General features: G+C 72.8%; 20 protein-coding genes. 11 read left to right on the top strand and 9 right to left on the bottom strand.

The features are described from left to right. Positions 1-23: 23 nt before the first annotated feature. Together purU and CHF15_RS05515 are read right to left on the bottom strand one after the other, a co-directional pair. On the bottom strand, positions 24-896 hold the full coding sequence (gene purU / locus CHF15_RS05520) for a formyltetrahydrofolate deformylase (protein ID WP_245938676.1): 873 nt from the start codon (positions 894-896) through the stop codon (positions 24-26). A 133-nt stretch (positions 897-1029) separates the two neighbouring features. Next, positions 1030-1476, bottom strand: coding sequence for an SCO4402 family protein (locus CHF15_RS05515; protein WP_018559989.1), 447 nt, complete (start codon positions 1474-1476; stop codon positions 1030-1032). Positions 1477-1681: 205 nt separating this feature from the next. Between CHF15_RS05515 and CHF15_RS05510 the strand changes: the two genes are divergently transcribed. Continuing rightward, positions 1682-2911 (top strand): ABC transporter substrate-binding protein, encoded by a 1230-nt coding sequence (locus CHF15_RS05510; protein WP_322975669.1) that lies wholly within the window; start codon positions 1682-1684, stop codon positions 2909-2911. Between the two features lie 101 nt (positions 2912-3012). On the opposite strand, the gene CHF15_RS05505 is transcribed toward CHF15_RS05510, so the two are convergent. Together CHF15_RS05505 and CHF15_RS05500 are read right to left on the bottom strand one after the other, a co-directional pair. Continuing rightward, a complete protein-coding gene (locus CHF15_RS05505) occupies positions 3013-4290 on the bottom strand; it encodes a hypothetical protein (protein ID WP_179279667.1) in 1278 nt (425 codons plus the stop codon). A 205-nt stretch (positions 4291-4495) separates the two neighbouring features. Continuing rightward, positions 4496-5878, bottom strand: a complete 1383-nt coding sequence (locus CHF15_RS05500) for a transcriptional regulator (protein WP_089222462.1) — start codon at positions 5876-5878, stop codon at positions 4496-4498. 250 nt (positions 5879-6128) lie between these two features. Here CHF15_RS05500 and CHF15_RS05495 point away from each other — a divergent pair, with 250 nt between their 5' ends. The 3 genes from CHF15_RS05495 to CHF15_RS05485 are packed head-to-tail and all read left to right on the top strand — an operon-like array spanning position 6129 to position 9200. Further along, on the top strand, positions 6129-6812 hold the full coding sequence (locus CHF15_RS05495; RefSeq protein WP_089222461.1) for a bifunctional DNA primase/polymerase: 684 nt from the start codon (positions 6129-6131) through the stop codon (positions 6810-6812). A gap of 34 nt (positions 6813-6846) precedes the next feature. Then, positions 6847-7635, top strand: a complete 789-nt coding sequence (locus tag CHF15_RS05490; protein WP_089222460.1) for an ABC transporter ATP-binding protein — start codon at positions 6847-6849, stop codon at positions 7633-7635. Further along, positions 7632-9200 (top strand): transporter, encoded by a 1569-nt coding sequence (locus tag CHF15_RS05485; RefSeq protein ID WP_089222459.1) that lies wholly within the window; start codon positions 7632-7634, stop codon positions 9198-9200. Before CHF15_RS05490 ends, CHF15_RS05485 begins: the two co-directional genes overlap by 4 nt. A 37-nt stretch (positions 9201-9237) precedes the next feature. On the opposite strand, the gene CHF15_RS05480 is transcribed toward CHF15_RS05485, so the two are convergent. Both CHF15_RS05480 and CHF15_RS05475 read right to left on the bottom strand, forming a co-directional pair. Then, positions 9238-10194 carry a maleylpyruvate isomerase N-terminal domain-containing protein gene (locus CHF15_RS05480; RefSeq protein ID WP_322975668.1) on the bottom strand — a complete coding sequence of 319 codons (957 nt, stop codon included), beginning with the start codon at positions 10192-10194 and terminating at the stop codon, positions 9238-9240. 256 nt (positions 10195-10450) lie between these two features. Further along, positions 10451-10999, bottom strand: coding sequence for a sigma-70 family RNA polymerase sigma factor (locus CHF15_RS05475; RefSeq protein ID WP_089222458.1), 549 nt, complete (start codon positions 10997-10999; stop codon positions 10451-10453). A gap of 219 nt (positions 11000-11218) precedes the next feature. Between CHF15_RS05475 and CHF15_RS05470 the strand changes: the two genes are divergently transcribed. From CHF15_RS05470 to CHF15_RS05460, 3 genes are all read left to right on the top strand, one after another. After that, complete coding sequence (locus CHF15_RS05470; protein WP_089222457.1) at positions 11219-11596, top strand: STAS domain-containing protein; 378 nt, start codon at positions 11219-11221, stop codon at positions 11594-11596. Between the two features lie 287 nt (positions 11597-11883). Next, complete coding sequence (locus CHF15_RS05465) at positions 11884-13275, top strand: glycosyltransferase family 2 protein (protein WP_179279666.1); 1392 nt, start codon at positions 11884-11886, stop codon at positions 13273-13275. A gap of 91 nt (positions 13276-13366) precedes the next feature. Then, on the top strand, positions 13367-14839 hold the full coding sequence (locus CHF15_RS05460) for a cellulose binding domain-containing protein (RefSeq protein ID WP_245938674.1): 1473 nt from the start codon (positions 13367-13369) through the stop codon (positions 14837-14839). A 28-nt stretch (positions 14840-14867) separates the two neighbouring features. Here the strand turns inward: CHF15_RS05460 and CHF15_RS05455 are convergent, their stop codons facing one another. Together CHF15_RS05455 and CHF15_RS05450 are read right to left on the bottom strand one after the other, a co-directional pair. Next, positions 14868-15971 (bottom strand): tetratricopeptide repeat protein, encoded by a 1104-nt coding sequence (locus CHF15_RS05455; protein WP_089222455.1) that lies wholly within the window; start codon positions 15969-15971, stop codon positions 14868-14870. A gap of 62 nt (positions 15972-16033) precedes the next feature. Then, positions 16034-17533 (bottom strand): class I adenylate-forming enzyme family protein, encoded by a 1500-nt coding sequence (locus CHF15_RS05450; protein ID WP_089222454.1) that lies wholly within the window; start codon positions 17531-17533, stop codon positions 16034-16036. Positions 17534-17703: 170 nt separating this feature from the next. Here CHF15_RS05450 and CHF15_RS05445 point away from each other — a divergent pair, with 170 nt between their 5' ends. From CHF15_RS05445 to CHF15_RS05430, 4 genes are all read left to right on the top strand, one after another. After that, positions 17704-18900, top strand: a complete 1197-nt coding sequence (locus CHF15_RS05445) for an amidohydrolase family protein (protein ID WP_089222453.1) — start codon at positions 17704-17706, stop codon at positions 18898-18900. Beyond that, on the top strand, positions 18891-20012 hold the full coding sequence (locus tag CHF15_RS05440) for an acyl-CoA dehydrogenase family protein (RefSeq protein ID WP_089222452.1): 1122 nt from the start codon (positions 18891-18893) through the stop codon (positions 20010-20012). Before CHF15_RS05445 ends, CHF15_RS05440 begins: the two co-directional genes overlap by 10 nt. A 6-nt stretch (positions 20013-20018) precedes the next feature. Next, complete coding sequence (locus tag CHF15_RS05435) at positions 20019-20984, top strand: acyl-CoA dehydrogenase family protein (RefSeq protein WP_089222451.1); 966 nt, start codon at positions 20019-20021, stop codon at positions 20982-20984. 378 nt (positions 20985-21362) lie between these two features. Then, a complete protein-coding gene (locus tag CHF15_RS05430) occupies positions 21363-21836 on the top strand; it encodes an ATP-binding protein (RefSeq protein WP_089222450.1) in 474 nt (157 codons plus the stop codon). 24 nt (positions 21837-21860) lie between these two features. Here the strand turns inward: CHF15_RS05430 and CHF15_RS05425 are convergent, their stop codons facing one another. Beyond that, positions 21861-22787, bottom strand: a complete 927-nt coding sequence (locus tag CHF15_RS05425) for a cyclase family protein (protein WP_089222449.1) — start codon at positions 22785-22787, stop codon at positions 21861-21863. Positions 22788-22789: the final 2 nt, after the last annotated feature.

The following is a 22789-nucleotide window of genomic DNA, read 5'->3' as shown; positions in this document are numbered from 1 at the left end:
GTCCTGCCGGGCCGGGCCCGGCCTCAGGCGAAGACGACGGTGCGGCGGCCGTTGAGCAGGACGCGGTGCTCGCTGTGCCACTTCACGGCGCGCGCCAGGGCCTGGCACTCCACGTCGCGGCCGATGGCGACCAGTTGCTCCGGGTTGACCTCGTGGCCCACCCGCTCGACCTCCTGCTCGATGATCGGGCCCTCGTCGAGGTCGGCGGTGACGTAGTGCGCCGTCGCGCCGATCAGCTTCACCCCGCGGGCGTGGGCCTGGTGGTAGGGCCGGGCGCCCTTGAAGCTGGGCAGGAAGGAGTGGTGGATGTTGATGATCCGGCCGGACAGCTCCTTGCAGAGGTGGTCCGACAGGACCTGCATGTAGCGGGCGAGGACGACCAGTTGGACGTTCTCCTTCTCCACCAGGGAGAGCAGTTCCGCCTCGGCCTCGGCCTTGTTCTCCTTCGTCACCGGGATGTGGTGGAAGGGGACGTCGTAGGAGCCCGCCAGCTCCGCGAAGTCGGTGTGGTTGGAGACCACGGCGGCGATCTCCACCGGCAGCGCGCCGATGCTGGTGCGGAAGAGCAGGTCGTTCAGGCAGTGCCCGAACTTGCTGACCATGAGGATGATGCGCATCCGCTCGGCGGAGGGCGTGATCTGCCAGTCCATGCGGTAGGCGTCGGCGACGGCCGCGAAGCTGGCCCGCAGCTTTTCGGCGGTGACCGGGTGGCCCGCGGAGAAGTGCACCCGCATGAAGAACAGCCCCGTGTCGTGGTCGCCGAACTGCTGGCTGTCCTCGATGTTGCACCCGGTCATGAAGAGGTAGCTCGACACGGCGTGCACGATGCCCGCCTTGTCGGGGCACGACAGGGTCAGGATGTACTGCTGCGGCTGCGACTCGTCGGCGGCGTTCACGGGGCTAGCGTCGCACAAAGTCGCCGTGCCGTTCCAAGCCGTCCGCCAGCCGGGCGCCCCGGGTGTCGTCGCAGGTGGCACCCCGCCCGCGCCGCGGCGCGGGCGGTGGCACGGACGGCAGCGCGGACGGCGCTCAGGCCGTGCGTGTGTAGATCTTGAGGATTTCCAGTGAGCGCGGCGGCGTGTCCGGGTCCTCGCCGTCCCCTGACGCCAACCGCACGTGCGCCTCGCGGGCGGCCCGCACGGCCTCGGGCCACGCGTGGTGCTCCAGATACGCGGAGACGGGGGCGTCCGCACCCACCTGGTGCAGTATCTTCAGCACCCGCAGCACGGCCACGTCGACCAGGGCGGCCTCCTGGGAGTCCCGGAAGACGGTGCCGACGTACTTCTCCGCGGACCAGTTGTCCAGCCAGGTGTCCTCGACCAGGCGGTAGACGGCGTCGGTCACGTCGCCGTAGCCCGGCTGCCCCGCGAGCCAGACCTCACGCTGGAACACCGGGTCGCTGATCATGTGCAGCGCGGAGCGCACGTTCGCGCGCCAGCGCCACCAGGGCATGTCGTTGAGCGGCATGCCCCCCATCGTGGAGGAGCGGGTGCCGCGGCGGGAAGACTTCTCCGTACTCTGCACAGTGCACGATCGTACGTGCTCCCGGCTCCACACATTCTGTTCACCCGATGGTGACCCTCCGTTCTCCCACGTTCACCCCTGAGTTGCGGGAAGCGCGGAATCTTCCCATTCCATGAGTGATTGCCGTACACGCAGAGCTGTTCCCTTCGTGTCCGCGATGGCCGGAGTCGCACTGCTGGCCGGGTGCGGCACGCTCCCCGGGGGGACCGACGGCACCACGGGCCCGATCGTGGTCATGACGTGGGCACCGCAGAACACCAACGCGACCAACATGCCGGGCATGCCGGCCATGGCCAAGACCTACGCCAAGTACGTCAACGCCCGCGGCGGCATCGGCGGCCGTGAGCTGAAGGTCATCACCTGCAACGACCACAACAACTCGCTCGGCGCCGGCGACTGCGCCGAGCGGGCCGCCGAAGAGGGCGCGGTCGCCGTCGTCGGCTCCTACAGCCAGTACGGCGCCGCCTTCACCTCCACGCTGGAGGCCGAGGGCATCCCGTACCTCGGCGGATACGGCATCACCCGGGACGAGTTCGAGAGCCCGCTCTCCTATCCCATCAACGGCGGGCTGCCCGCGCTGATGGCCGGTGCCGGCCGTCAACTGGCGGGCAAGTGCGACAAGGTGAGCCTCATACGCCCCGACACCGCCGCGGGCGACATCTTCGCGCACTTCCTCGACGCCGGACTGCGCGACGCGGGCCGCACCAGTGCCGCCGACCTGCGCACCGCCGAGGACGCGACCGACTACAACACGGTCTCCCGGCAGGCGATCGGCGCCAACAAGCCCGGCGACTGCGTGAGCGCCGCGCTCGGCGACAAGACCGCCACCTTCTTCGACGCCTTCCGCCGCACGACCACCACGGACCCGGTCACCGGCGTCGAGCAGGGTCCCAAGGCGCGGATCGCCTCCGTCCTCGGCAGCGTCCAGCAGTCCACCCTCGACAGCACCGGCGGCGCCAACAGCCCGCTGGAGGGCGCCTACATCACCGGCTGGTACCCGCCGGCCTCCGACACCCGCTGGGCGCTGATGCGGAACACGATCAAGAGGTACGCCTTCGGCGACAACGACCTGGACCCGAACGACCCGGGCGTGCAGACCACGTGGATCGCCTACACCGCCCTCACCGCGGTCATCGAGAAGATGGGCAAGGACCAGGCGATCACGGCCACGACGCTGAAGAGGGCACTGGACGCGGCGCACAACGTCTCCACCGACGGCCTCACGCCCGCGCTCGGCTGGCGGGAGCAGGACGCCGCCGCCGTCATGGAGCAGCCGCGCCTGGTCAACGGCTGGGTCACCTTCCAGAAGGTCGAGAACGGCCGGCTCGTCGCCGCCCGCAAGGGCTTCGTGGACGTGACGAAGACCCTGGAGGACGCCACGGGCTGACGGGCGCCCAGGCCTTCACGGGCGTCGGGAGTCCACCGGGCGGCCGGAGGCACCGACGGCCGTGGCCGCGGGGCGCTCCGGTGCCTCCGGGGGAGTTCGCGTCAGAGCTGACCGCCCTGGTGCTGCGTCAGCCCGTACTTCTTGGCGATGGGGTTCCACAGCGCGGCCGCGGCGGCCTTGGCCTGCGAGGCGGTGCCGCTCTGGGTGTTGCCCGCCGCGTACTGGTCGGTGTGGCGCGCCTGGCCGTGGCGGCAGAACTTCTTGCCGCCCTTGAGCTGGTCGGCCCAGGCCGCGTAGTGGTTGTCGGCGGCCGCGGAGGCCGTCCACGCCTTGTTGAGGGCGTCGGTGAGGGCCTGGTGGTTGGGGAGCTTGTCCACCGGCAGCGACTTCAACTGCGTCATCAGGTCGTTGCGCTGCTGAGCGGCGGCCCGCAGGTCGGCGGCCGCCCCGTCCAGGTTCCGGCAGCCCTTGATGCCGGCGACCGCGTTGATCACCGAGGTGCGGTTGCTGCCGCTCGTCTTGAGCAGCGCCTCCAGTCCCTTGGCCTGCTTCTCCGCCGCGTTCTCGCCGCCGCCTCCGCCGGAGGAGGCCGGGGCGGAGGCGCTCGACGAGGGCGCCGGGGACTGGGCCGCGGCCGGGTCGTCGTCCCCGCCGCTCATCAGGGCACCCGCCAGGAGACCCGCGACGGCGCAGCCGCCGACGACGATGCCGATCAGCGCGGCCGGGGTGAGCCTGCGGCGGGTCGGTGCGGGCTCGTCGTATCCGTAGGACGGCTGCGGCGCGTGGTCCCGCTGCCCGTAGGCGGGCTGTGCGTAGTCCGGGGCGGCGGCGTAGCCGGGCTGCTGCGGGGGCGGGCCGTCCTGGCGGTACAGGTGCCCGAAGTCGTCGTGGGGCTGCTGCGCCGGGGGCATCCCGTCGTGGCCCTGGTGGCCCTGGTGCTGGGCCTCGTGCGGGTAGCCGTACCCGGGGGCCCCCTGCGGGGTCGGCGCGTCCTCGAAGCGCGGCAGGTGCTGGGTGGCGTCCGCGTCTCCAGGACGCATGCCGTACGCGGCCTCGGGCGTCGGGTACGGCGGGAAGACCTGTGTGGCGTCCGCCACGGGGCCGGGCTGGAACTGGGGCGCCGGGGGCTGCTGCGGCGCGTGGGCCGGCATGGGCGGCCGGGCCTGCGGGTACGGCGGGAAGAGCTGTGTGGCGTCGGTGTCCGGGAGGGACTGCTGCGGGGGGTTGTACGCCTGGGGCTGCTCGCCCCACGGCTGCCCGGCCGCGGGGCCTGCACCCCATGCCGCGGTCGCTCCCGGGCCGGGTATGCCCCCGTCCGCGGGCAGCACCACGCCCTCGTGCACCTCCGGATACGCCTCGTCACCGCGTCCGCCGTGCATCACCGGTACCTCTGCCTTCTCCGTCGCTACGGAATCGTCGGCTCACGCTACCGGGTCTGCTCGGGACGTCACCACGCCGCGGTCGGTCCTGCGGGGTCCGGGGCGCCTTCTGCCGCGGAACAGGGTGCCCCTGGGGCTGGGTTGATGTCGTTCCTGTAACGATTCGGCGGACGGGGGCGCGCGACGCCCCCGTCCTCCCGTGCCGTCACGCCGCCAGTTCCTCCTCCTCGAGCCGGGCGTCGAACTCCCGGACGGCGCTCTCCGCCGCGTACGGCTGCAGACGCAGACGGAGGTCGTCGAGGTACTCCGCGCCGCGGGTCGTGCGGAGTGTGGCGAGCAGTTCGACGGCCTGGGCGCCGGTGCTGCAGGCCTGCTCGATCTCCCGCTGCTGGACCTGGGCCTGGGCGAGCAGCAACAGGCCGATGGCGCGGCGGCGGGCCTTGTCGGGGGCGTGCCCGGCCAGTGCCTCCTCGGCGCGGCGGACCGCCTGCGGCGCCTGGTTGAGGTCGCGGTGGCAGTGGGCGAGCTCGTCGGCGAGGTAGGCCGGGCCGAAGTGCCGGATCCAGTCGGGGTCGTCGCCCGGTTCGGAGCGTTCCAGCGCCTCCACGGCCTGCCCCGCGGCGGCGCCGCAGGCCCGTGCGTCTCCCATCAGCGCGTGGCCGCGGGCCTCCGCCGCGTGGAACATGGCCTGCGCGGTGGCGGTGACCTGGCCGCGGGCGCCCTCCTGTGCGGCGCGGGCGAGTTGGGCGATCTCGCGCGGGGTGCCGAGCTGCGCGGCGAGGTGGCTCATCCCGGCGGCCAGGACGTAGCCCCCGTACGCGCGGTCGCCCGCCGCCTGGGCCAGCCGCAGCGCCTGGATGTAGTAGCGCTGGGCCAGGCCGGGTTGGCCGGTGTCGACGGCCATGTAGCCGGCGAGTTCGGTCAGCCGGGCGACAGCCGAGAAGAGCTGACGCCCCGTCGCCTCCCGGTAGGAGCCGGCGAGCAGCCCGGAGACCACGCTGTTGAGGTAGTGCACCACCACCGGGCGGACATGACCGCTGCCGAAGCGGTGGTCGAGTTCGTTCAGCGCCCGGGTCGTGGCCCGTACCGCCTCGACGTCGGACATGCCGACGCGCTGCCCGCCGGCGCGCGCGACCTGCGTGTCGGCCCGGGTGATCAGCCAGTCCCGGCTGGGCTCGACCAGGGCCGAGGCCGCCACGCTGGAACCGGTGAGGAAGTCCCGGCGGCCGACGTCGCTCCGCCACAACTCGCAGACCTGCTCGATCGCGCCGAGCACGGTGGGCGAGAAGTGCAGGCCGACGCCGGTGGCCAGGTTCTTGCCGTTGGCCATGCCGATCTCGTCGATGGTGACGGTGCGGCCCAGCTTGCGGCCGATGGCCTCGGCGATGATCGCCGGGGCCCGGCCCCTCGGTTGCTGGCCGCGTAGCCAGCGGGCCACGGAGGTCTTGTCGTAACGCAGGTCGAGGCCGTGCTCCGCGCCGCACATGTTGACCCGGCGGGCCAATCCGGCGTTGGAGCAGCCTGCCTCCTGGATCAGTGCCTGCAGCCGTTCGTTCGGCTGGCGGGCGACGAGCGGTCGTGCGGCCATGGGCTCCCCCTCACAGCTGCCGCTTTCGGGACCTCAAGATCCCTTCCCGAAGATCCCTTCCCGGTACGCGCCACTCAAATGCCCCGCAAACGACATAATTTACGGAGGGATGCATGCTTACACACCCAAGGGTGACTACCCGGATGCCGGACCTCCCCTACCGCGCGCCCCCGCTTGTGCTCCCGTGCGCCCGGCATGAGCCGCGAGGCCGGGACGTCACAGCCCGTAACCCGCGCTGGGCAGCGCAGTTGTGAACGTCGTGGAAGACACCGTGGAACACACCATCGCAGCCCCGCGGCGGAACGCCGGCCAACTCCTCGACGCCGCCGTCGGGTACGCGGAGGAGCGGCACTGGGACGTGCTGCCCGGTGCCTGGCTCGTCGAGGACGCCTCCCCCTCCGGCCCCTCCGGCATCTCCGGCCGCGGTGGTCCGCGCTGTTCCTGCGGTGACACCGCCTGCCCGGCGCCCGGGGCGCACCCGTCCGGGCCGGGCTGGGTCGGCGAGGCCAGCGGGAGCGGTCCGGCGGTGCGCAGGATGTGGCAGCGGCAGCCCCATGCGTCGGTCCTCCTCCCCACCGGACGCACCTTCGACGCGATCGACGTCCCGGAGGACGCCGGCTGCCTCGCGCTGGCCCGTATGGAGCGCATGGAACTGCCGCTCGGCCCGGTGCTCGGGACCCCGTCCCGCCGGATGATCTTCTTCGTGCTGCCCGGGGCCGTCGTCAAGGTGCCGGACCTGCTGCGCCGGCTCGGCTGGGCGCCCTCCTCGCTCGACCTGGTGGTGCGCGGCGACGGCGACTGGGTCCCGGCCCCGCCCACCCGCCTCGGCACGGGCGGTGTCGTGCAGTGGGTGCGCCAGCCCACCGCCCTCAACCGGTGGCTGCCGGACACCGAGGAGCTGATCTCCCCCCTCGCGTATGCCTGCGGACGCTAGCCGGGCCGCACCCCCCTCGGCATAGGCTGGGCGGATGCCGAACGCATCCGTCGCGCCCGCCGTGCGCGTCCATGGGCTGTGGAAACGCTTCGGGCAGCAGGTCGCCGTCGCCGGGATCGATCTGACGCTGCCCGCCGGACACTTCGTGGGGCTCGTGGGGCCCAACGGGGCGGGCAAGACCACCACCCTGTCGATGGTGACCGGGCTGCTGCGGCCCGACCACGGCCTCATCGAGGTCGGCGGCGCCGACGTCTGGCGCGACCCGGTCGCCGTGAAGTCCCGGATCGGTGTCCTGCCGGAGGGGCTCCGGCTCTTCGAGCGGCTCACCGGCCGGGAGCTGCTGGCGTACACCGGCCGGCTGCGCGGCATTCCGGGCGCGGAGACCGACCGCCGCGCCGCCCAGTTGCTCGACGTCCTCGACCTCGCCGGCGCCGCCAACAAGCTCGTCGTGGACTACTCGACGGGCATGCGCAAGAAGATCGGCCTCGCCGCGGCGCTGCTGCACAATCCCGAAGTGCTCTTCCTGGACGAGCCCTTCGAGGGGGTCGACCCCGTCTCCGCCCAGGTGATCCGCGGGGTGCTGGAGCGCTACACCGGGTCCGGGGCGACCGTCGTCTTCTCCTCGCACGTCATGGAGCTCGTGGAGAGCCTGTGCGACTGGGTGGCGGTGATGGCCACCGGCACGATCGTGGCCCAGGGCCCGCTCGCCGAGGTGCGCGGGCAGGCGCCGACGCTGCAGGACGCCTTCCTGACCCTGGTGGGCGCCCGCGACCGCGGGCCGGGGCAGGACCTGGACTGGCTCGGCGGGGCGAGCCGGTCGTGACGGGCACCTTCGTACGGCTCAAGCTGTCGGTCCTGCGCAACGGGCTGCGCCAGTCGACCGGCCGCCGGGTCGGCTGGATCGTCGGCACCCTGGTGTCGCTGCTGTACGCGCTGGGCATGTGCGTGGGGCTCGTCGTCCTGCGGGGGAACGAGTACGCGCCCTCGGCGGCCGTCGGCGTCGGTGTGGTGCTCGGGGTCGGCTGGGCCGTCATGCCGCTGTTCGTCTTCGGCGGCGACGACACCCTCGACCCGACCCGGCTGGCCATGCTGCCGCTGCGGCCGTGGCCGCTGGTCCGGGCGCTCCTGGTGTCCTCGCTGGTGGGCGTCGGGCCGCTGCTGACGTTCCTGGTGGTGGCCGGCGCGGCGGTGTCCGTCGCGGGGGACGCCGCGTCGGCGGTGGCCGCGGTGCTCGCGGTGCCGCTCGCCGTACTGCTGTGCGTGGCCCTGTCGCGGGCCGTCGCCGCGGCCAACACGCGGCTGCTGACCAGCCGCAAGGGGCGCGACCTGGCGGTCCTCAGCGGTGTACTGATCGCGGTGGGCGCCCAGTTGGTCAGTCTGGCCGCCAACGCGCTCACCTCCGGGCACGGTCTGGAGCGGATCAGTGCGTTCACCACCGTGCTGCGCTGGGTGCCGCCGGCCTCGGCGCTGGACGCGGTGCGGTCGGCGGGGGAGGGCTCGTACGGGCTCGCGGTCGCCGAACTCGCCTGGACCGGGGCCGTGCTGGCACTGGTGCTCGTGTGGTGGCACACCAGTCTGGACCGGCTCATGACCCGCCCGGACGCCTCCACGCTGCAGGCGGGCCCGTCGAGCGTCCGGGAGACCCGGTTCCGGCTGTTCCCCGAGGGGCGCACCGGCACCGTCATGGAGCGCCAGTTCCGCTACGCCTGGCGCGATCCGCGGACCAAGGCCGCCTGGGCCACCGCCCTGGCCGTGGGGCTGCTGCTGCCGCTCGTCTCGGCGGTCCAGGACGGCAGCGTCTACACCGCCTGCTGGGCGGCGGGACTGCTCGGGCTGCAGATGTACAACCAGTTCGGCATGGACGGCTCCGCCTTCTGGACGGTCGCCGCGACGATCTCCTCCCGCACGGACGCGTACGCCGAACTGCGCGGTCGGGCCCTGGCGATCGCGGTGGTGGGCGTCCCGTACGTGGCCGTCGTCACCATCGGCGCGGCCCTTCTGCTGGGGCGGGCGGACGCGGCGGCCGAGACGCTCGGGCTCTCCTTCGCGCTGCTGGGGGCGCTGGTCGCCACCGGCGCCTGGGCGAGCGTGCGCTTCCCCTACTCCATGCCGCAGGAGAACCGCTTCGGGAGCGCGGCCGCGCCGGGCCAGACGAGCCTGGCCTGGCTCAGTCTCGTCGGGGGCGCGCTGACGGGCGCGGTGATCACGCTTCCCGTGCTCGGCCTGCTGATCTGGCTCCATGTCTCGGGGCGGCACGGCGCGCTGTGGCTCCTGCTGCCGCTGGGCTGCCTCTACGGGGCCGCGTTCGCGGTGCTGGGGGTCCGCACGGCGGCGCCGCGCCTGCTGGGCCGCCTGCCGGAGGTGCTGACGGCGGTGAGCAAGGGGTAGGCCACCCCTTCCGTGCGGCGTGACGACACGGAACGGCCTAGAGGCGTGACAACGATGCCGTGGCGTGCAGGACGTCCCGGATCGCCGCGCTGTCCCCGTCGCGCCCGGCGGCGATGCGGCCGGGGGCGATGTGGCCCGCGGCCAGCTGGCAGAAGTCGAGCTGGTCGACGGCGATCTCGGCGACCACCGCCTCGGGGGTGCCGATCGCGCCGGGCGAGTCCAGGGAGATGTACCAGTGGCCGCCGCCGGAACCCTCGACGTGGAGGTCGAGGGTGCGGCCGGGGGTGCCGGCCCGTACGAGTTTCGCGGTGGACTCGGCCAGCCCCGCCTGGCGGAGCGCGGCCAGGGCGGTGGGCAGCATCCGGGCCGCGAGGTCGATCATGCGGTTGAGGTGCGGCGCCGCCGGCGGCCCGTACTCGGGGTAGTCCAGGGCCTGCGCGATGTCCTCGGCGTGGATCCAGCACTCGAAGGCGCGGTCGATCAGGGCGTCGCGCATCGGCACGACGGCGTCGGCGAAGTCCACCGGCAGCCCGCCCGTCGCGGACCCGGCGAAGGACAGCGTCCGCACGATGTCCCGGGTCTGGGTGCGCCACTTGTTGCGGACGAAGGCGTGCGTGTGGCGGCGGCAGCGCTCCCCGGCGAGTTCGGTGCGCTCCAGGCGGGTACGGGGCGCCCCCGGGCCGAGCGGGTCGTCGAGGCCGAGGGCGGTGGCCACGACGCCGTCCACCGAGCCGAGATGGGCGAGGACGCCGCAGAGCGTCAGCTCGCGCGTCCCGCCGGCCCAGATGAGCTTGACGGGCATGTCCCACTCGGGCTCGCCGAGGTCGGCGAGGAGCGCGTCGAGGCGCGCCGTCTCGGCGTCGTACGGAGCGGCCCACTCGGGGACGGGGATGCGCGCCGGGCGGCGCCCCAGGCATCCCTCAAGGACGCGGGCGCGCAGCAGCGGGTCGAGGTCGAGTGACTCGTCCTGGTGCAGCAGGCCGACAGCGCCCACGCGCCCAGCAGCGAGCGCAGTACGCGGTGGTCGTACCGCGGGGGTTCGGGCTGCACGGGTTCCCTCGCGGGTTCGCGCTCCGGCTCGCGCGCCGCCTCCGCCGCCGGCGACGCGCCGTGCGCGGGCGCGTCCGGCGAGGACGGGGACACGGGCCCGACCTCCGGCAGCGGGCCGTCCTCGGCGGCGCCGCGGGGCATCGGCACCCGGGGCAGGTTGGTCCCGGGCGGGGGAGTCTCGCCGTTCTCGGCCGGTCCGTTCACAGGGACCTTCCCTGGGGCGAGGAGTCCTGCACGGCGGTGGACAGCAGCTGGAGCCCGAGCCGGAGGCGGCGGCGTGCCTCGTCCTCGGTGACGCCGAGGTCGGCGGCGGCCTCGCGGTAGTCCATGCGGCGGCGGTAGGCGAGGTCGAGGGCCTGGCGCAGGGGTTCGGGCATCGAGGTCACGATGTAGTCGGCGCGGGCGGCCGTCGAGGCCTCGCGGACCCGGTCCTCGACCTGCTCGGGGCTGCCGGCGCCGCGGTTCTCCGACTGGCGCAGCCGGTGGACGGACTGGCGCTGGGTGAGGCCGGCGATCCAGGAGCGCAGCGAACCCTGCTTGGGGTCGTAGGCGTCCGGGTTCTCCCAGATGTAGCCGAAGACCTCACGGGTGATCTGGGCGGCGGCCTCCTCGTCGTCCATGACGCGGTGGGCGAGGCTGTGCACGAGGGAGGCGTAGCGGTCGTACAGCTCTCCGAGCGCGGCCTCCTCGCCGCGCGCGAGCCGCTGCTGCATCTTGCGGTCCCAGCGGGGTGGTGCGGATGCCGCCATCGCGTCTCCCCCTTTGTCGCCGTCGCCCTACTACGGTCGCACTGCCTCGGATCGAATGTATCCGCCGATTGCTGCCACGTACGACGCCTTGAGGCAAGCTTCTGCCATAACTGATCGATTCTGGTAATGCGTTACCCGGGTGTGACCGGAAGATTGCGGGGAAGCGGCCCGGGCGGGGCATAGGGTCTGTACGACCGCTGCCGGGAGAAGGGCCAGACAGTGGCATTGCAGGTGGTGCAGGACGAGCGGGACGGTTGGGTGGTCCTGACTGTTTCGGGAGAAATGGATCTCGTGACCGCGCCGGTGGTGCGCCAGCACGTGCACGACGCGGTGGCCGACGGGCGGCACAGCGTGGTGCTGGATCTGGCCGGGGTCCACTTCTGCGACTCCAGCGGTGTGGGCGTGCTGATCGCCGCCCGGCGGCTGATGCGGTCCTGTGCCGGGCAACTGCGGCTGATCCTCCCGCGGAACAGTCCCTCCGACGGTGTCGCGCACGTCAACCGGGTGCTGGCCGCGCTCGGCGTACGCCGGCTCTTCGAGGTCTTCCCCGACCTGGAGGCCGCCACCGACGACGCGGCCCGGCCGATGTCGGCCTAGTCCCTCCCGCGCCGCCCGGGGCGAACGGGCCCGCCGGTGCCGTGTGAGCACTCTCACACCCGGTGTCCGCTTCGCCCAGCAGGCGCCCCAGGAGGCCGGATTGCGGGTTTCCCTGCGGATTTTGCGGAGGATGCACCTTTCGCCGTCCTTCTGCCCGGGTTACCTTCGTGCGCAGAACACGTGTTCAAGGTTCTGTCCGGCGGGTGGGGGCGTTCGTACGGAGGTCTCCACCACCCATGCTCGATCTCGCGGGTGCATGGGATCACTTCTCGTGGTCCCTTCGCCATGTGCACTGGTACGGAGCGGCCGTCGGTTCCCTCCTCGCCGTCAAGCTGCTGCTCTCCATCCGCCGGCGCCGCCGTCCTGAGCTCACGTTCGACAAGCCCGTGACCCGGCTCCGCATCCACGGCGTGATCACGGTCTACAACGAGGCCCCGGCGATGCTGCGCGGCTGCCTGGAGTCGGTCCTCGCGCAGACCCTGCCGCCGCACTCCCTCACCGTGGTCGACGACTGCTCCGAGGACCACTCGGCGCGTGCCCTGGTCGAGGAGCTGCGCCCGCGGTTCCGGCGGGCCGGGGTCCGCCTCGACTTCGTCCGGTTCCCCGACAACCGCGGCAAGCGCCACGGCCTCGCCGCGGGCTTCGGGCAGGAGCCGCTCGCGGACGTCTACCTGTGCATCGACTCCGACACTCTGCTCGACCGGCACGCCGTCGCGGAGCTCGCGCGGCCGTTCGCCAAACGCCGGGTCCAGTGCGTCACCGGGCTGGTGCTCGCCCACAACCGGGGCACCAACCTCCTGACCCGCCTGATCGACATGCGCTACGTCAACGCCTTCCTCGGCGAGCGGGTCGCCTACTCCCGCCTGGGCTCGGTGCTCTGCGCCTGCGGGTCGCTGGCCATGTACCGCGGGTGGGTCGTCCGCAAGCACCTCGACGACTTCCTCGACCAGCGGTTCCTCGGCCGTCCCGCCACCTTCGGGGACGACCGGCGCCTGACGTACTACTGCCTCACCGAGGGGCTCTCGCTGATCCAGCCGTCGGCCGTCGGCTACACCGACGTCCCCGAGCGCCTCGGCCACTACGTGCGCCAGCAGGTCCGCTGGGGCAAGTCGTTCATCCGCGAGGGCTTCCTGCTGCTCGCCAAGTTCCGGCTGCACCGCATGTACTGGTGGCTGAACCTCGTCGAACTGGTCACCTGGGTCGCCTTCACCGCGGGGCTGCTCGCGGCGCTCCTCGCCGTCCTGATGCACCCGCGGGGCTGGACGCTGCTGGCCGGCTACCTCGCCTACATGTGCGTCATGGCCTGGGTGCGCTCCGTCCACTACCTGCGCGGCGCCGCACAGGTGAGGATCGCCGACCGGGTGCTGACCTTCCTCGCGGCCCCGCTGTACGCCCTGCTCAACATCGGCCTGCTGCTGCCGCTGCGGCTGTGGTCCCTGGCGACGCTGCGGCGCACCAACTGGGGTACCCGCGCCCGGATCGAGGTCGGCGGCGCCCACGACGACATCGCCTTCCAGCCCGCCCGGCAGCCCCACCTTCCGGGCCAGCGCCGGGAGACCACGACTGGGGAGCAGCAGGACCAGCGGGGCCAGTGGAACCCGTGGGACGCGTCCGCGCACGTCGGAACCACCCCACCGGCCCTCGGAGCCGTCGGCCCCGTGCCCGACACCGCCCCGTAGGCGGCGGGGCCGTCCCGCCGCGGTCCGACCGCGTCCCGGAGACCGCACGGCGTGCCCTCGGCATCGCCCCTCCACCGTGCTAGGAGCTTTCGTGGGTTCTGCCCGCCCCTCTGTCCGCCCTTCCGTCCGGTCCGACCGCCCCGTCCCCTCGGGGCGCGGCACACGGCGCCGTCCCGTCCGGAGGGCGGCCGGGTACCTGCTGCTGGCGGCCGCCGTCGGCGCGGGCGCCACGGCGCTGTACCCGCAGTGGCGCGAGGCGCACCAGCCAGCCCCGGAGCTCACCGTCCGCTACAAGGCGGGCACGCCGGCGTCCGCCGCGACGGCCCGGCCCTGGCTGGAGGTCGTCAACACCTCCGACCACCGGGTGCGCCTGGCCGACGTGGCGGTCCGGTACTACTTCACCCAGGACGGCGGCTCGCCGTACGCATTCAACTGCGTACAGGCCTCGGTCGGCTGCTCGGAGGTGGACGGGCGGACCGTCGCCATGGACCGTCCGACGCCGACCGCCGACCACTACCTTGAGGTCACCTTCACCAAGGCCGCGGGCACCCTGGCGGCCGGCGCGAAGAGCGGGGCCATCGGGGTCCAGCTGTACCGCCCCGGCGGGAAGGTGGACCAGCGCGACGACCGGTCGTTCAGTGCCGCCCACGACACCTTCCAGGCGTCGAAGCTGGTGACCGGCTATCTGGACGGCAGGCACGTCTGGGGCGACGAGCCCGCCGGTGACGCCGGCACGTCGCCGCGTGGTGCCGCCGCAGGGGCGGCGCGGCCCGCCGCGCCCCCCGGGATCGTCTTCGACGACTTCCGGTACAGCGGCCCCCGGGACCCGGCGCTGCGCGCCCACGGCTGGCTGGTCCGCACCAGCGGGGGCGGCCCCGGCATCCACGACACCTGGTCGGCGGGAGGCGTGGATTTCCCGGCGGAGGAGGACGCCCTGGGCGGCCAGGTCCTGCGGCTGCGCGCCGCCACCGACGGGACGCGGCGCGGCACCCGCCAGGCCGAGGTGCACACCACCGGCACGAAATTCCTGACCGGGACGTTCGCCGCCCGGATCCACTTCACGGACGAGCCCACGAGCGGCCGCAACGGCGACCACGTCAACGAGACCTTCTACATGATCTCGCCGCACCACCACGCCGAGTACAGCGAACTCGACAACGAGTACCAGCCGAACGGCGGCTGGGGCGCCCCCGGCCCGAGGCTCGACACGACGACCTGGCGCAGCGCCAGGGAGGGGGACCGGGTGACCCGGGCCACGACGTCCAGCCTCAAGGGGTGGCACACACTCGTCACCACCGCCGCGCACGGCGTGGTGACCTACAGCCTCGACGGGCACGAGCTGTTCCGGACCGGGGGCAAGTACTACCCGACCCAGAACATGTCCGTGAACTTCAACGCGTGGTTCGTGGACCTGCCGTTCGCGGGGAAGCGCACCTGGGACATGAAGGTCGACTGGTTCTACCACGACGCCAGGAAGGCCCAGTCCCTGACGGAGGTGGAGAAGGCGGTCGACGGCCTCGCCGCGGGCGGCACGGGCTACGTGAACACGGTTCGCGAGCCCTGAGCCGGAACGGCGGCGAGGCCTGCCCGCGTCAGGAGTCGGCCGGGGCCGGGCCCAGCGTGGTGGTGCCGATCGCCGCGCGGTGGCCCAGGCCGGTCCGGTAGGCGTCCAGCGCGGCCTCCACCCGGCCGGAACGGCGCAGCAGGTCGCCCAGCAGCCGGCAGATGTCGGCCAGGTCCCCGGCGGCTCCCGCGCGTTCCAGCAGCGCCAGGGCGGAGACGTAGTGCTCCTCGGCGGCCTCCGGGTCGCCGCGCTCCTCCGCCAGCAGCCCGAGCAGCCGGTGCGCGCCGCCGGCGTGGACGGCGCCTCGCCACGGGCCCAGCTCGTCCAGCAGCCGGGTCAGCAGCTCCTCGGCCTCGGCGGGCTTGCCGCGCCGCCGCAGCACGTCCGCCAGTTCCACCTCGACCTGCACCGTGAACAGCACGGACCGGCCGGCGGACAGCATGTCGCGGGCGGTGCGCAGCTCCCGCTCGGCCTGTTCCAGGTCGCCGTCCTGGGAGTGCACGTAGCCGCGCATCCAGTGGCAGTGGGCCAGGTCCGTGTGCAACTCCAGCCGCTGGAAGAGCTCCTGCGCCTTCGCCAGCGAGGCCTCGGCCTCACCGGTGCGTCCCGCGACGATCAGGGTGCGGGCGATGCTGCGGTGCATCTGGGCCACGAGGGCCGGATCACCCGCCCCGGGGGCGAGGTTAAGCGCCTGCTCGGCGGCGTGCGCGGCCCGGGCGTAGGCGCCCAGGTCGGTGTACGGCCCGATGGACGCGATGTACAGCATCAGCAGGGCGTCGGGGTCGGGCGGGGCGCCGTCCGGCGTGGTCCGGCGCTCGAGCCGGGTGATGCCCTCCTCCAGCAGGTGGGAGGCGTAGCGCACCTCGCCCGCCAGCAGGTGGGAGACGGCCCGGCCGCGCAGCGCCGCGGCGCGCCGGGCGTCGGGGGCCGAGGGGTCCGCGGCCAGCAGCCGCTCGGCGGTCTCGAAGTGGATGCGCGCCTGGTTGAGCTCGCCCGCGTCCAACGCCGCGTCGCCCAGCCGGAGCAGTTCGAGGGGATCCTGCGGGCCGTCCTGCGGGCCGCTTTCCGGACCTGTGCCGGGACCTTCCTCCAGGCCGTCCCGCGCCCGGTCCTGGCCGTCCTGTGTGCCCACCGTGACCCTTCCCCTCTGGAACTCTTGCGGAGGAGGTTACGCGGCTTTGCGCCGGACGTGCCTCACGCTTTCGTAAAGCGCTCCCTGAGCTGGTACTTGAGGACCTTGCGCAAGGTCTCGTTCCGGGGCAGCGCGTCCACCACCTCGAGCTGTTCGGGCAGTTTGTGGACGGCCAGTCCCGCCTCGCGGAGGAAGGCCGTGACCTCGGCGAGGGTGAGCGGCCCCGCGCCCTGCGGCTGCTCGACGACGGCGCAGACGCGTTCGCCGCGTTCGGGGTCGGGCAGGCCGATCACGGCGGCGTCGGCGATGCCGGGGTGGGCGTAGAGGAGTTCCTCGATCTCCTTGGCGGAGACGTTCTCACCCTTACGGATGATGATGTCCTTGAGGCGCCCGGTGAGGACCAGGTAGCCGTCCGGGGTCAGCCTGCCGACGTCCCCGGTGCGCAGGAAGCCCTCCGCGTCGAAGGCCCGCTTCGTCAGTTCCGGGTCGGTGTATCCCTGGCACACGGCCTCGCCGCGCAGCAGCACCTCGCCGTCCTCGGCGATGCGTATCTCCATGGAGGCGGGCGGGCGGCCCTCGGTGGCGGCGAGCCGGTCGACGGGGTCGCGCGGCGAGCCCATGGTGATCATGGGGGCCTCGGTCATGCCGTAGCCGTGCGCGAGGGCGCAGCCGAGGTCGCGGACCACCTCGTGATAGAGCTCGGGCGGCTTGGGGGCGCCGCCGCCGGAGAGCAGTCGCAGGGTGGGGATGATCCTGCCGCCGGCGGGCTGCTTGCGCTGCTCGGCGAGGAAGAGGGAGTAGAAGGCGGTGCTGCCACCCGCCATGGTGACCCCGTGCCTGCGGTAGGCAGCCAGGGAGTCCGGGAGCGAGAAGTGCTCCAGGAGCAGGGCCGGGAAGCCGCACAGGAGCAGCATGACCAGGTAGTCGGGGCCGCCGATGTGCGCGTACGGGAAGGCGACGGAGCCTACGTCGTCCGGGCCCAGCTCCAGGGCGAGGGCGAGGCAGGATCCGCCGGCGATGAGACTGCGGTCGGTGTGCAGCACGCCCTTGGGCTCGGAGGTGGTGCCCGAGGTCCAGTAGATCCAGCGGACCCGAGTGCCGTCGGAGGGCGGTGCGGGGAGGGTGTCCGGCTCGCCCTCCGGGAGGGAGTCGTACGCCTCCAGGACGTCGGGCGCGCCGAGGCGGCGTGCCATCGCGGTGTGGTCGAAGCCGCGCCATGTACCGGGGACGGCGAAGAGGGCGGGGCTGGTCTGGCGCAGGATGTGGCCGACCTCGTGGTCGCGGTAGAAGGGCATGATCGGGGTCTGCACGGCGCCCAGCCGGGCGAGGGCCGCCGACAGGACCACCGTCTCGATCCGGGTCGGCAGCTGCCAGGCCACCGCGGTGCCGGGCCGGACACCGCGGGCGTGCAGCCCGGCGGCGACCCGTTCGGCGCGGTCGCGCAGCTGCCCGAAGGTCAGCCGGCGGTCGTCGGTGTCGAGCAGCGCAGGGGCGTCGGGGGTCAGGGCGGCCCGCCCCGCGATGAGCGCCCAGAGGGTCGGCGAGTCGCCCAGGCTTCGCATCTCTTCTCCTCCCGATCGAGGATCTGACGCAATGTCAGATCTTCGATCGGAGCGTAGGCGCCGGGTCGGGCGCGGTCCAGGGTGCGCGCGTCTTCGATGGACGGTCCGGGGTGGCGGGCGTACTGTGAATCTGACGGTCCATCAGATTCAAGGAAGGGCGGCGGAGAGCGATGGAACTGCCCCGGATCATCAGCGTCGACGACCACGCGATCGAACCCGCACATCTCTTCGAGACCTGGCTGCCGGCGAAGTACCGGGACCGCGGTCCCCAGCCGCTGACCGCCGGGATCGGGGAGCTCGCCTACGTCGGCGGCAAGTACCAGATCACGATGGACCCGGACGGGCCGCCGACCGACTGGTGGATCTACGAGGACCTGAAGTTCCCGTACAAGCGGAACATCGCCGCCGTGGGCTTCGACCGGGACGAGATGACCCTGGAGGGCATCACCCGCGAGGAGATGCGGCGCGGCTGCTGGGACCCCAAGGCCCGGCTCGCCGACATGGACCTCAACCACGTCGAGGGCTCCCTCTGCTTCCCCACCTTCCCGCGCTTCTGCGGGCAGACCTTCGCCGAGGCCAAGGACAAGGAGGTCGCCCTCGCCTGCGTCCGCGCCTACAACGACTGGATGGTCGAGGAGTGGTGCGGGGACAGCGGCGGCCGGCTGATCCCGCTCTGCCTGATCCCGCTGTGGGACGTCGGCCTGGCCGTCGCCGAGATCCGCCGCAACGCGGACCGCGGGGTGCGCGCCGTCACCTTCAGCGAGATCCCGACCCACCTGGGACTGCCCAGCATCCACTCCGGGTACTGGGACCCCTTCTTCGCCGTCTGCGAGGAGACCGGGACGGTGGTCAACATGCACATCGGCTCGTCCTCGCAGATGCCGGCCGCCTCACCGGACGCGCCGCCCGCCGTCCAGGCCTCGCTCTCCTTCAACAACGCGATGGCCTCGATGATGGACTTCCTCTTCAGCGGGGTGCTGGTGCGCCACCCCCGGCTCAAGCTCGCCTACAGCGAGGGGCAGATGGGCTGGATCCCCTACGCCCTGGAGCGGGCCGACGACGTCTGGGAGGAGCACCGGGCGTGGGGCGGCGTGCGCGACGTGGTCCCCGAGCCGCCGTCCACCTACTACTACCGGCAGATCTTCTGCTGCTTCTTCCGCGACAAGCACGGCGTCGCCTCGATCGACGTCGTCGGCCGCGACAACGCGACCTTCGAGACCGACTACCCGCACGTCGACTCGACCTTCCCCCATACCAAGGAGGTCGCCCTCGACCATGTGAAGGGCCTCGACGACGAGACGGTGTACAAGCTCATGCGCGGCAACGCCATCCGCATGCTGGGGCTGGAGCCGGACCGGTGGACCTGACGTACACCGGGGCGGAGCTGGTGTACCGGGAGGAGCTGCGGGCCTGGCTCGCCCGGACGCTGCCCGCGCTGCCGCCCGCGCCGGACCCCGCCGACTGGCCCGCCCGGCGGGCGTACGACACCGGCTGGCAGCGGCGCCTGCACGAGGCGGGCTACGCCGACGTGCACTGGAACGCCGACCCGACCCGGCGGCTGATCTTCCTGGAGGAGACCGAGCTTGCCGGGGCGCCCTACGTCGGCGCGAACTTCGTCGGCCTGCTCCACGCCGGTCCCACCATCGCCGCCGAAGGGACGGCCGGCCAGCGTGAACGCTGGCTTCCCCCGGTGCTGCGCGGGGACGAGGTCTGGTGCCAGGGGTTCAGCGAGCCGGGAGCGGGTTCGGACCTGGCGTCCCTGCGCACGCGGGCGGTGCGCGACGGCGACTCCTACGTGGTCACCGGGTCGAAGATCTGGACCTCGCACGCCGAGGTCGCCGACTGGTGCGAACTGCTCGTGCGCACCGACCCTGACGCGCCGCGGCACCGTGGCATCAGCTGGCTCGCGATGCCGATGGACCTGCCGGGCGTGACGGTGCGGCCGCTGCGGACCCTCGCCGGGACCACGGAGTTCGCCGAGGTGTTCCTGGACGAGGTGCGGGTGCCGGTCGCCAACCGGGTCGGCGCGGAGAACGACGGCTGGCGGGTCACGATGGTGACGCTCTCCTTCGAGCGCGGCACCGCCTTCGCCGGGGAGGTCGTCGCCTGCCGGCGGACGCTGCGCGAACTGGCCCGGATGGCCCGGGGGACGGGGGCCTGGGACGACCCCGTGCTGCGGCGGAGGATGGGCCGCCTGGCCGCGGAGTTCGGTGTGCTGTGGCGGCTGGTCCAGTGGAACGTCAGCGCCGGCGCCCCGGGCGTCGGGGGTTCGGTCCTCAAACTGCGCTACTCGCAGGCGCGCCAGGAGCTCTACGACACCGCCGCCGAGGTCCTCGGCCCCTCCGGGGCGCTGGACGCCGACCGCCCGTGGACGTCGGACCGGCTCTCCTCGCTCTCGTACACCATCGCGGCGGGCACGTCGCAGATCCAGCGGAACATCGTCGCCGAGCGGATCCTCGGCCTGCCGAAGGGGGCGTGAGGGGCCGTGGACTTCCGCCTCACCGAGGACCAGCGGGCGCTCGCCGACGGGACCCGCGGCCTCATGGCGCGGCTCTACCCGGCGGAGCGGCTGCGGGAGGACGCGGCCGGGGCGGCCGCCGGGACCCCGGTGACCCTCGACCGCGGGATGTGGCGGGCGCTGGGTGAGGCGGGTTTCTTCGCGCTGCGGCTGCCGGAGGAGCGGGGCGGGCTCGGGCTCGGGCTCCCTGAGGCCGTGCTCGTCTTCGAGGAGGCGGGGCGGGCGCTGCTGCCGGGGCCGCTGGTGACGACGCACCTGGCGGCAGGGTGGGTGCCGGGGGCGGCCGAGGGCGGCACGGTGGTCACCGCGGTCGACGGCGAGCTGACCGAGTGGCTGGAGGCCTCCGACCGTGTGCTGGGCTCCTACGACAAGGCCGAGCCGGTGCGTTCCGTGGACCCGCTCACCCCGCTGCACCGCGTCGTGGGCGGCGAACCGGCCGGCGGGGTCGTGGGCGGTGGTGTCACGGCGGGCGGCGTCCTGGAGGGCGGTGTTACAGCGGGTGGGGTCACGGCCGGTGAACTGCTCACCTGCGCCCAGCAGACCGGGAGCGCGGCGCGCACGCTGGAACTCGCCGTCCGCCACGCCACGACCCGGGAGCAGTTCGGCCGGCCCATCGGCTCCTTCCAGGCGGTCAAGCACCTGTGTGCGGACATGCTGGTCCGCGCGGAGATGGCGCGTACGGCGGTGCGTGCGGCGGCGGTCTCCGGCGACTTGGGGGAGACGGCGGCCGCGCGGCTGCTGGCGGACGAGGCGGCCGTCCGCAATGCCCGTGACTGCCTGCAGGTGTTCGGCGGGATGGGTTTCACCTGGGAGGCGGAGGTGCATCTCCACATCAAGCGGTCGTGGATCCTGCGGAGCCGGGGCCGTTCCGTGGCGGAGTGTGAGGAGAGGCTCGCGGAGAGCCTTCTCGATGAGACTCTTTGCGGCATTTAGTGAGTTATGACTTCTTCGTCACGGATAAGGGGACCCCGAGTGTCGATATCGGGTTGTGTCCGAGGTGTGACTCGTCACGCCGTGGAGTCGGAGCCCGCCTCGGGTACGCTCCATCGGGTGCGTGTGGTGGCGAAACGCGACGGATGTGGCAGTGACGGGGCCTCGGTGCCCGGTGGGCTGCCTGTGCCGGGCTGTTCGATTTCGCCCCGTAATGAGCCCCGCACAGTATGCAGTACTCGTCCCCCCTTGCGCTGGAATATGCCCGAAGCGCTTGTTGCGGTGACTGTGGGTCAATCATGCTGGGTCGCTAAGAGGTCACGTACGGTGACCCTGCCGAGGCGCGAGGCGATGTGTCCGCCGGTTCGGATGGTGTGAGCGGTGCAGGTGCTCCAGGTTCAGCTTGAGGTCGGTCCCGACCCCGCGGAAGTGGGCCGGGCCCGCAGGTGGGCCCGCTCGCGTCTGGCGGGGTCCGGGATAGGGGCCGACGAGCCGGTCGCCGAGACGCTGATCCTGCTCATCTCCGAACTGGTCACGAACGCCGTCGTGCACACCGGCTGCCCCGCCGTGCTGCGGATGCTCTTCCGTTCCTCCGGGGCAGCGCAGAGCGGCGAGCAGGAGACCGTGCGCGTCGAGGTGGCCGACACCAGTGACGCCCCGCCGCGCCCGCGCCACGCGGACAGTGACGAGACCGGCGGCCGGGGACTGGAACTCGTGGACGGTCTCGCGGACCGCTGGGGCTGGCAGCGCGAGGGTGCCGGCAAGCAGATCTGGTGCGAGATCGACCGCTGCGAGCGCCCGGCGATCGTCCCCGCGCAGTCCGTGGGCGGGCTGATCCGCCGCCCCGCCTTCTGAGCGTACGGACCGCGGGGGCCGTCCTCAGAGCACCGCCACCGGCGCGACCGGGCTGCCGACCCCGCCCACGAAGGGCTGCGGGGTGGCGTCCAGCAGGAACTCGTACCGCCCCTCCTCGGCGCAGGCCTCCGACAGCGCCTCAAGGTTCCAGTTCTGGCCCTGGGGCATGCCCATCTCCACCAGGTCCAGGGCGTGCACGGCCAGCCACAGGTCCTCGATCTCCGGCGGGAAGATCTCGAAGGTCAGCGTGTCGTTGGCGACCGCCGCGACGTCGCGGGCGTGGAACCACTCGGGGGTGCGCACCGACAGTCCCGGCGACGGGAAGGCGTAGGCGTGCTTGTCGCCCGCCAGGCACACCCGCATCTGGCCGGTGCGGACCAGCACGATGTCCCCGGCCCGGACGGTGGTGCGGGCCAGTTCCTCGGCTGCGGCGAGGTCGTCGGGGGTGACGGCGTGGTCGCCGGGAAGCCGGTCGGTGCCCCGGGCGCGGGCCACGTCGAGCAGGACACCGCGGGAGAGCAGCGTCGCGATCTTCTCGATGCCGCTGAACGCGGCGCCGCCGTGGGCGGTGACGGTGCCGGCCGGGCGGCCGTTGTAGATCCGTCCCGAGTGCGAGACATGGGTCAGGGCGTCCCAGTGGGTCGCCGCCTGCAGCCCCATGGTGACGATGTCGTCGCTGGTGGCGACCGTGCCGGGACCGAACATCTCGTGGTTGAGCATCACCATGGTGCGCAGCGGGTTCACCCGGCCCGGGATCATGCCCGTCTGCACCCCGTCCTGCTGGAGGGGGAGCGCGAGCGGCACGCGGCGTCCGCTGTGCACGGTGCGGGCCGCCGCGCGGACGACCTCGTTGGTGATCAGGTTGAGGGTGCCGGTCTCGTCGGCCTCCCCCCAGCGGCCCCAGTTGTTGACGCGCTTGGCGATGTCGTGGAACTCGGCGGGGAACGCCATCG

Origin of the sequence: Actinacidiphila glaucinigra, from assembly GCF_900188405.1 — a bacterium.
Taxonomy (GTDB): Bacteria; Actinomycetota; Actinomycetes; order Streptomycetales; family Streptomycetaceae; genus Actinacidiphila; species Actinacidiphila glaucinigra.
This window is presented reverse-complemented; position numbering and strand designations above follow the sequence as displayed.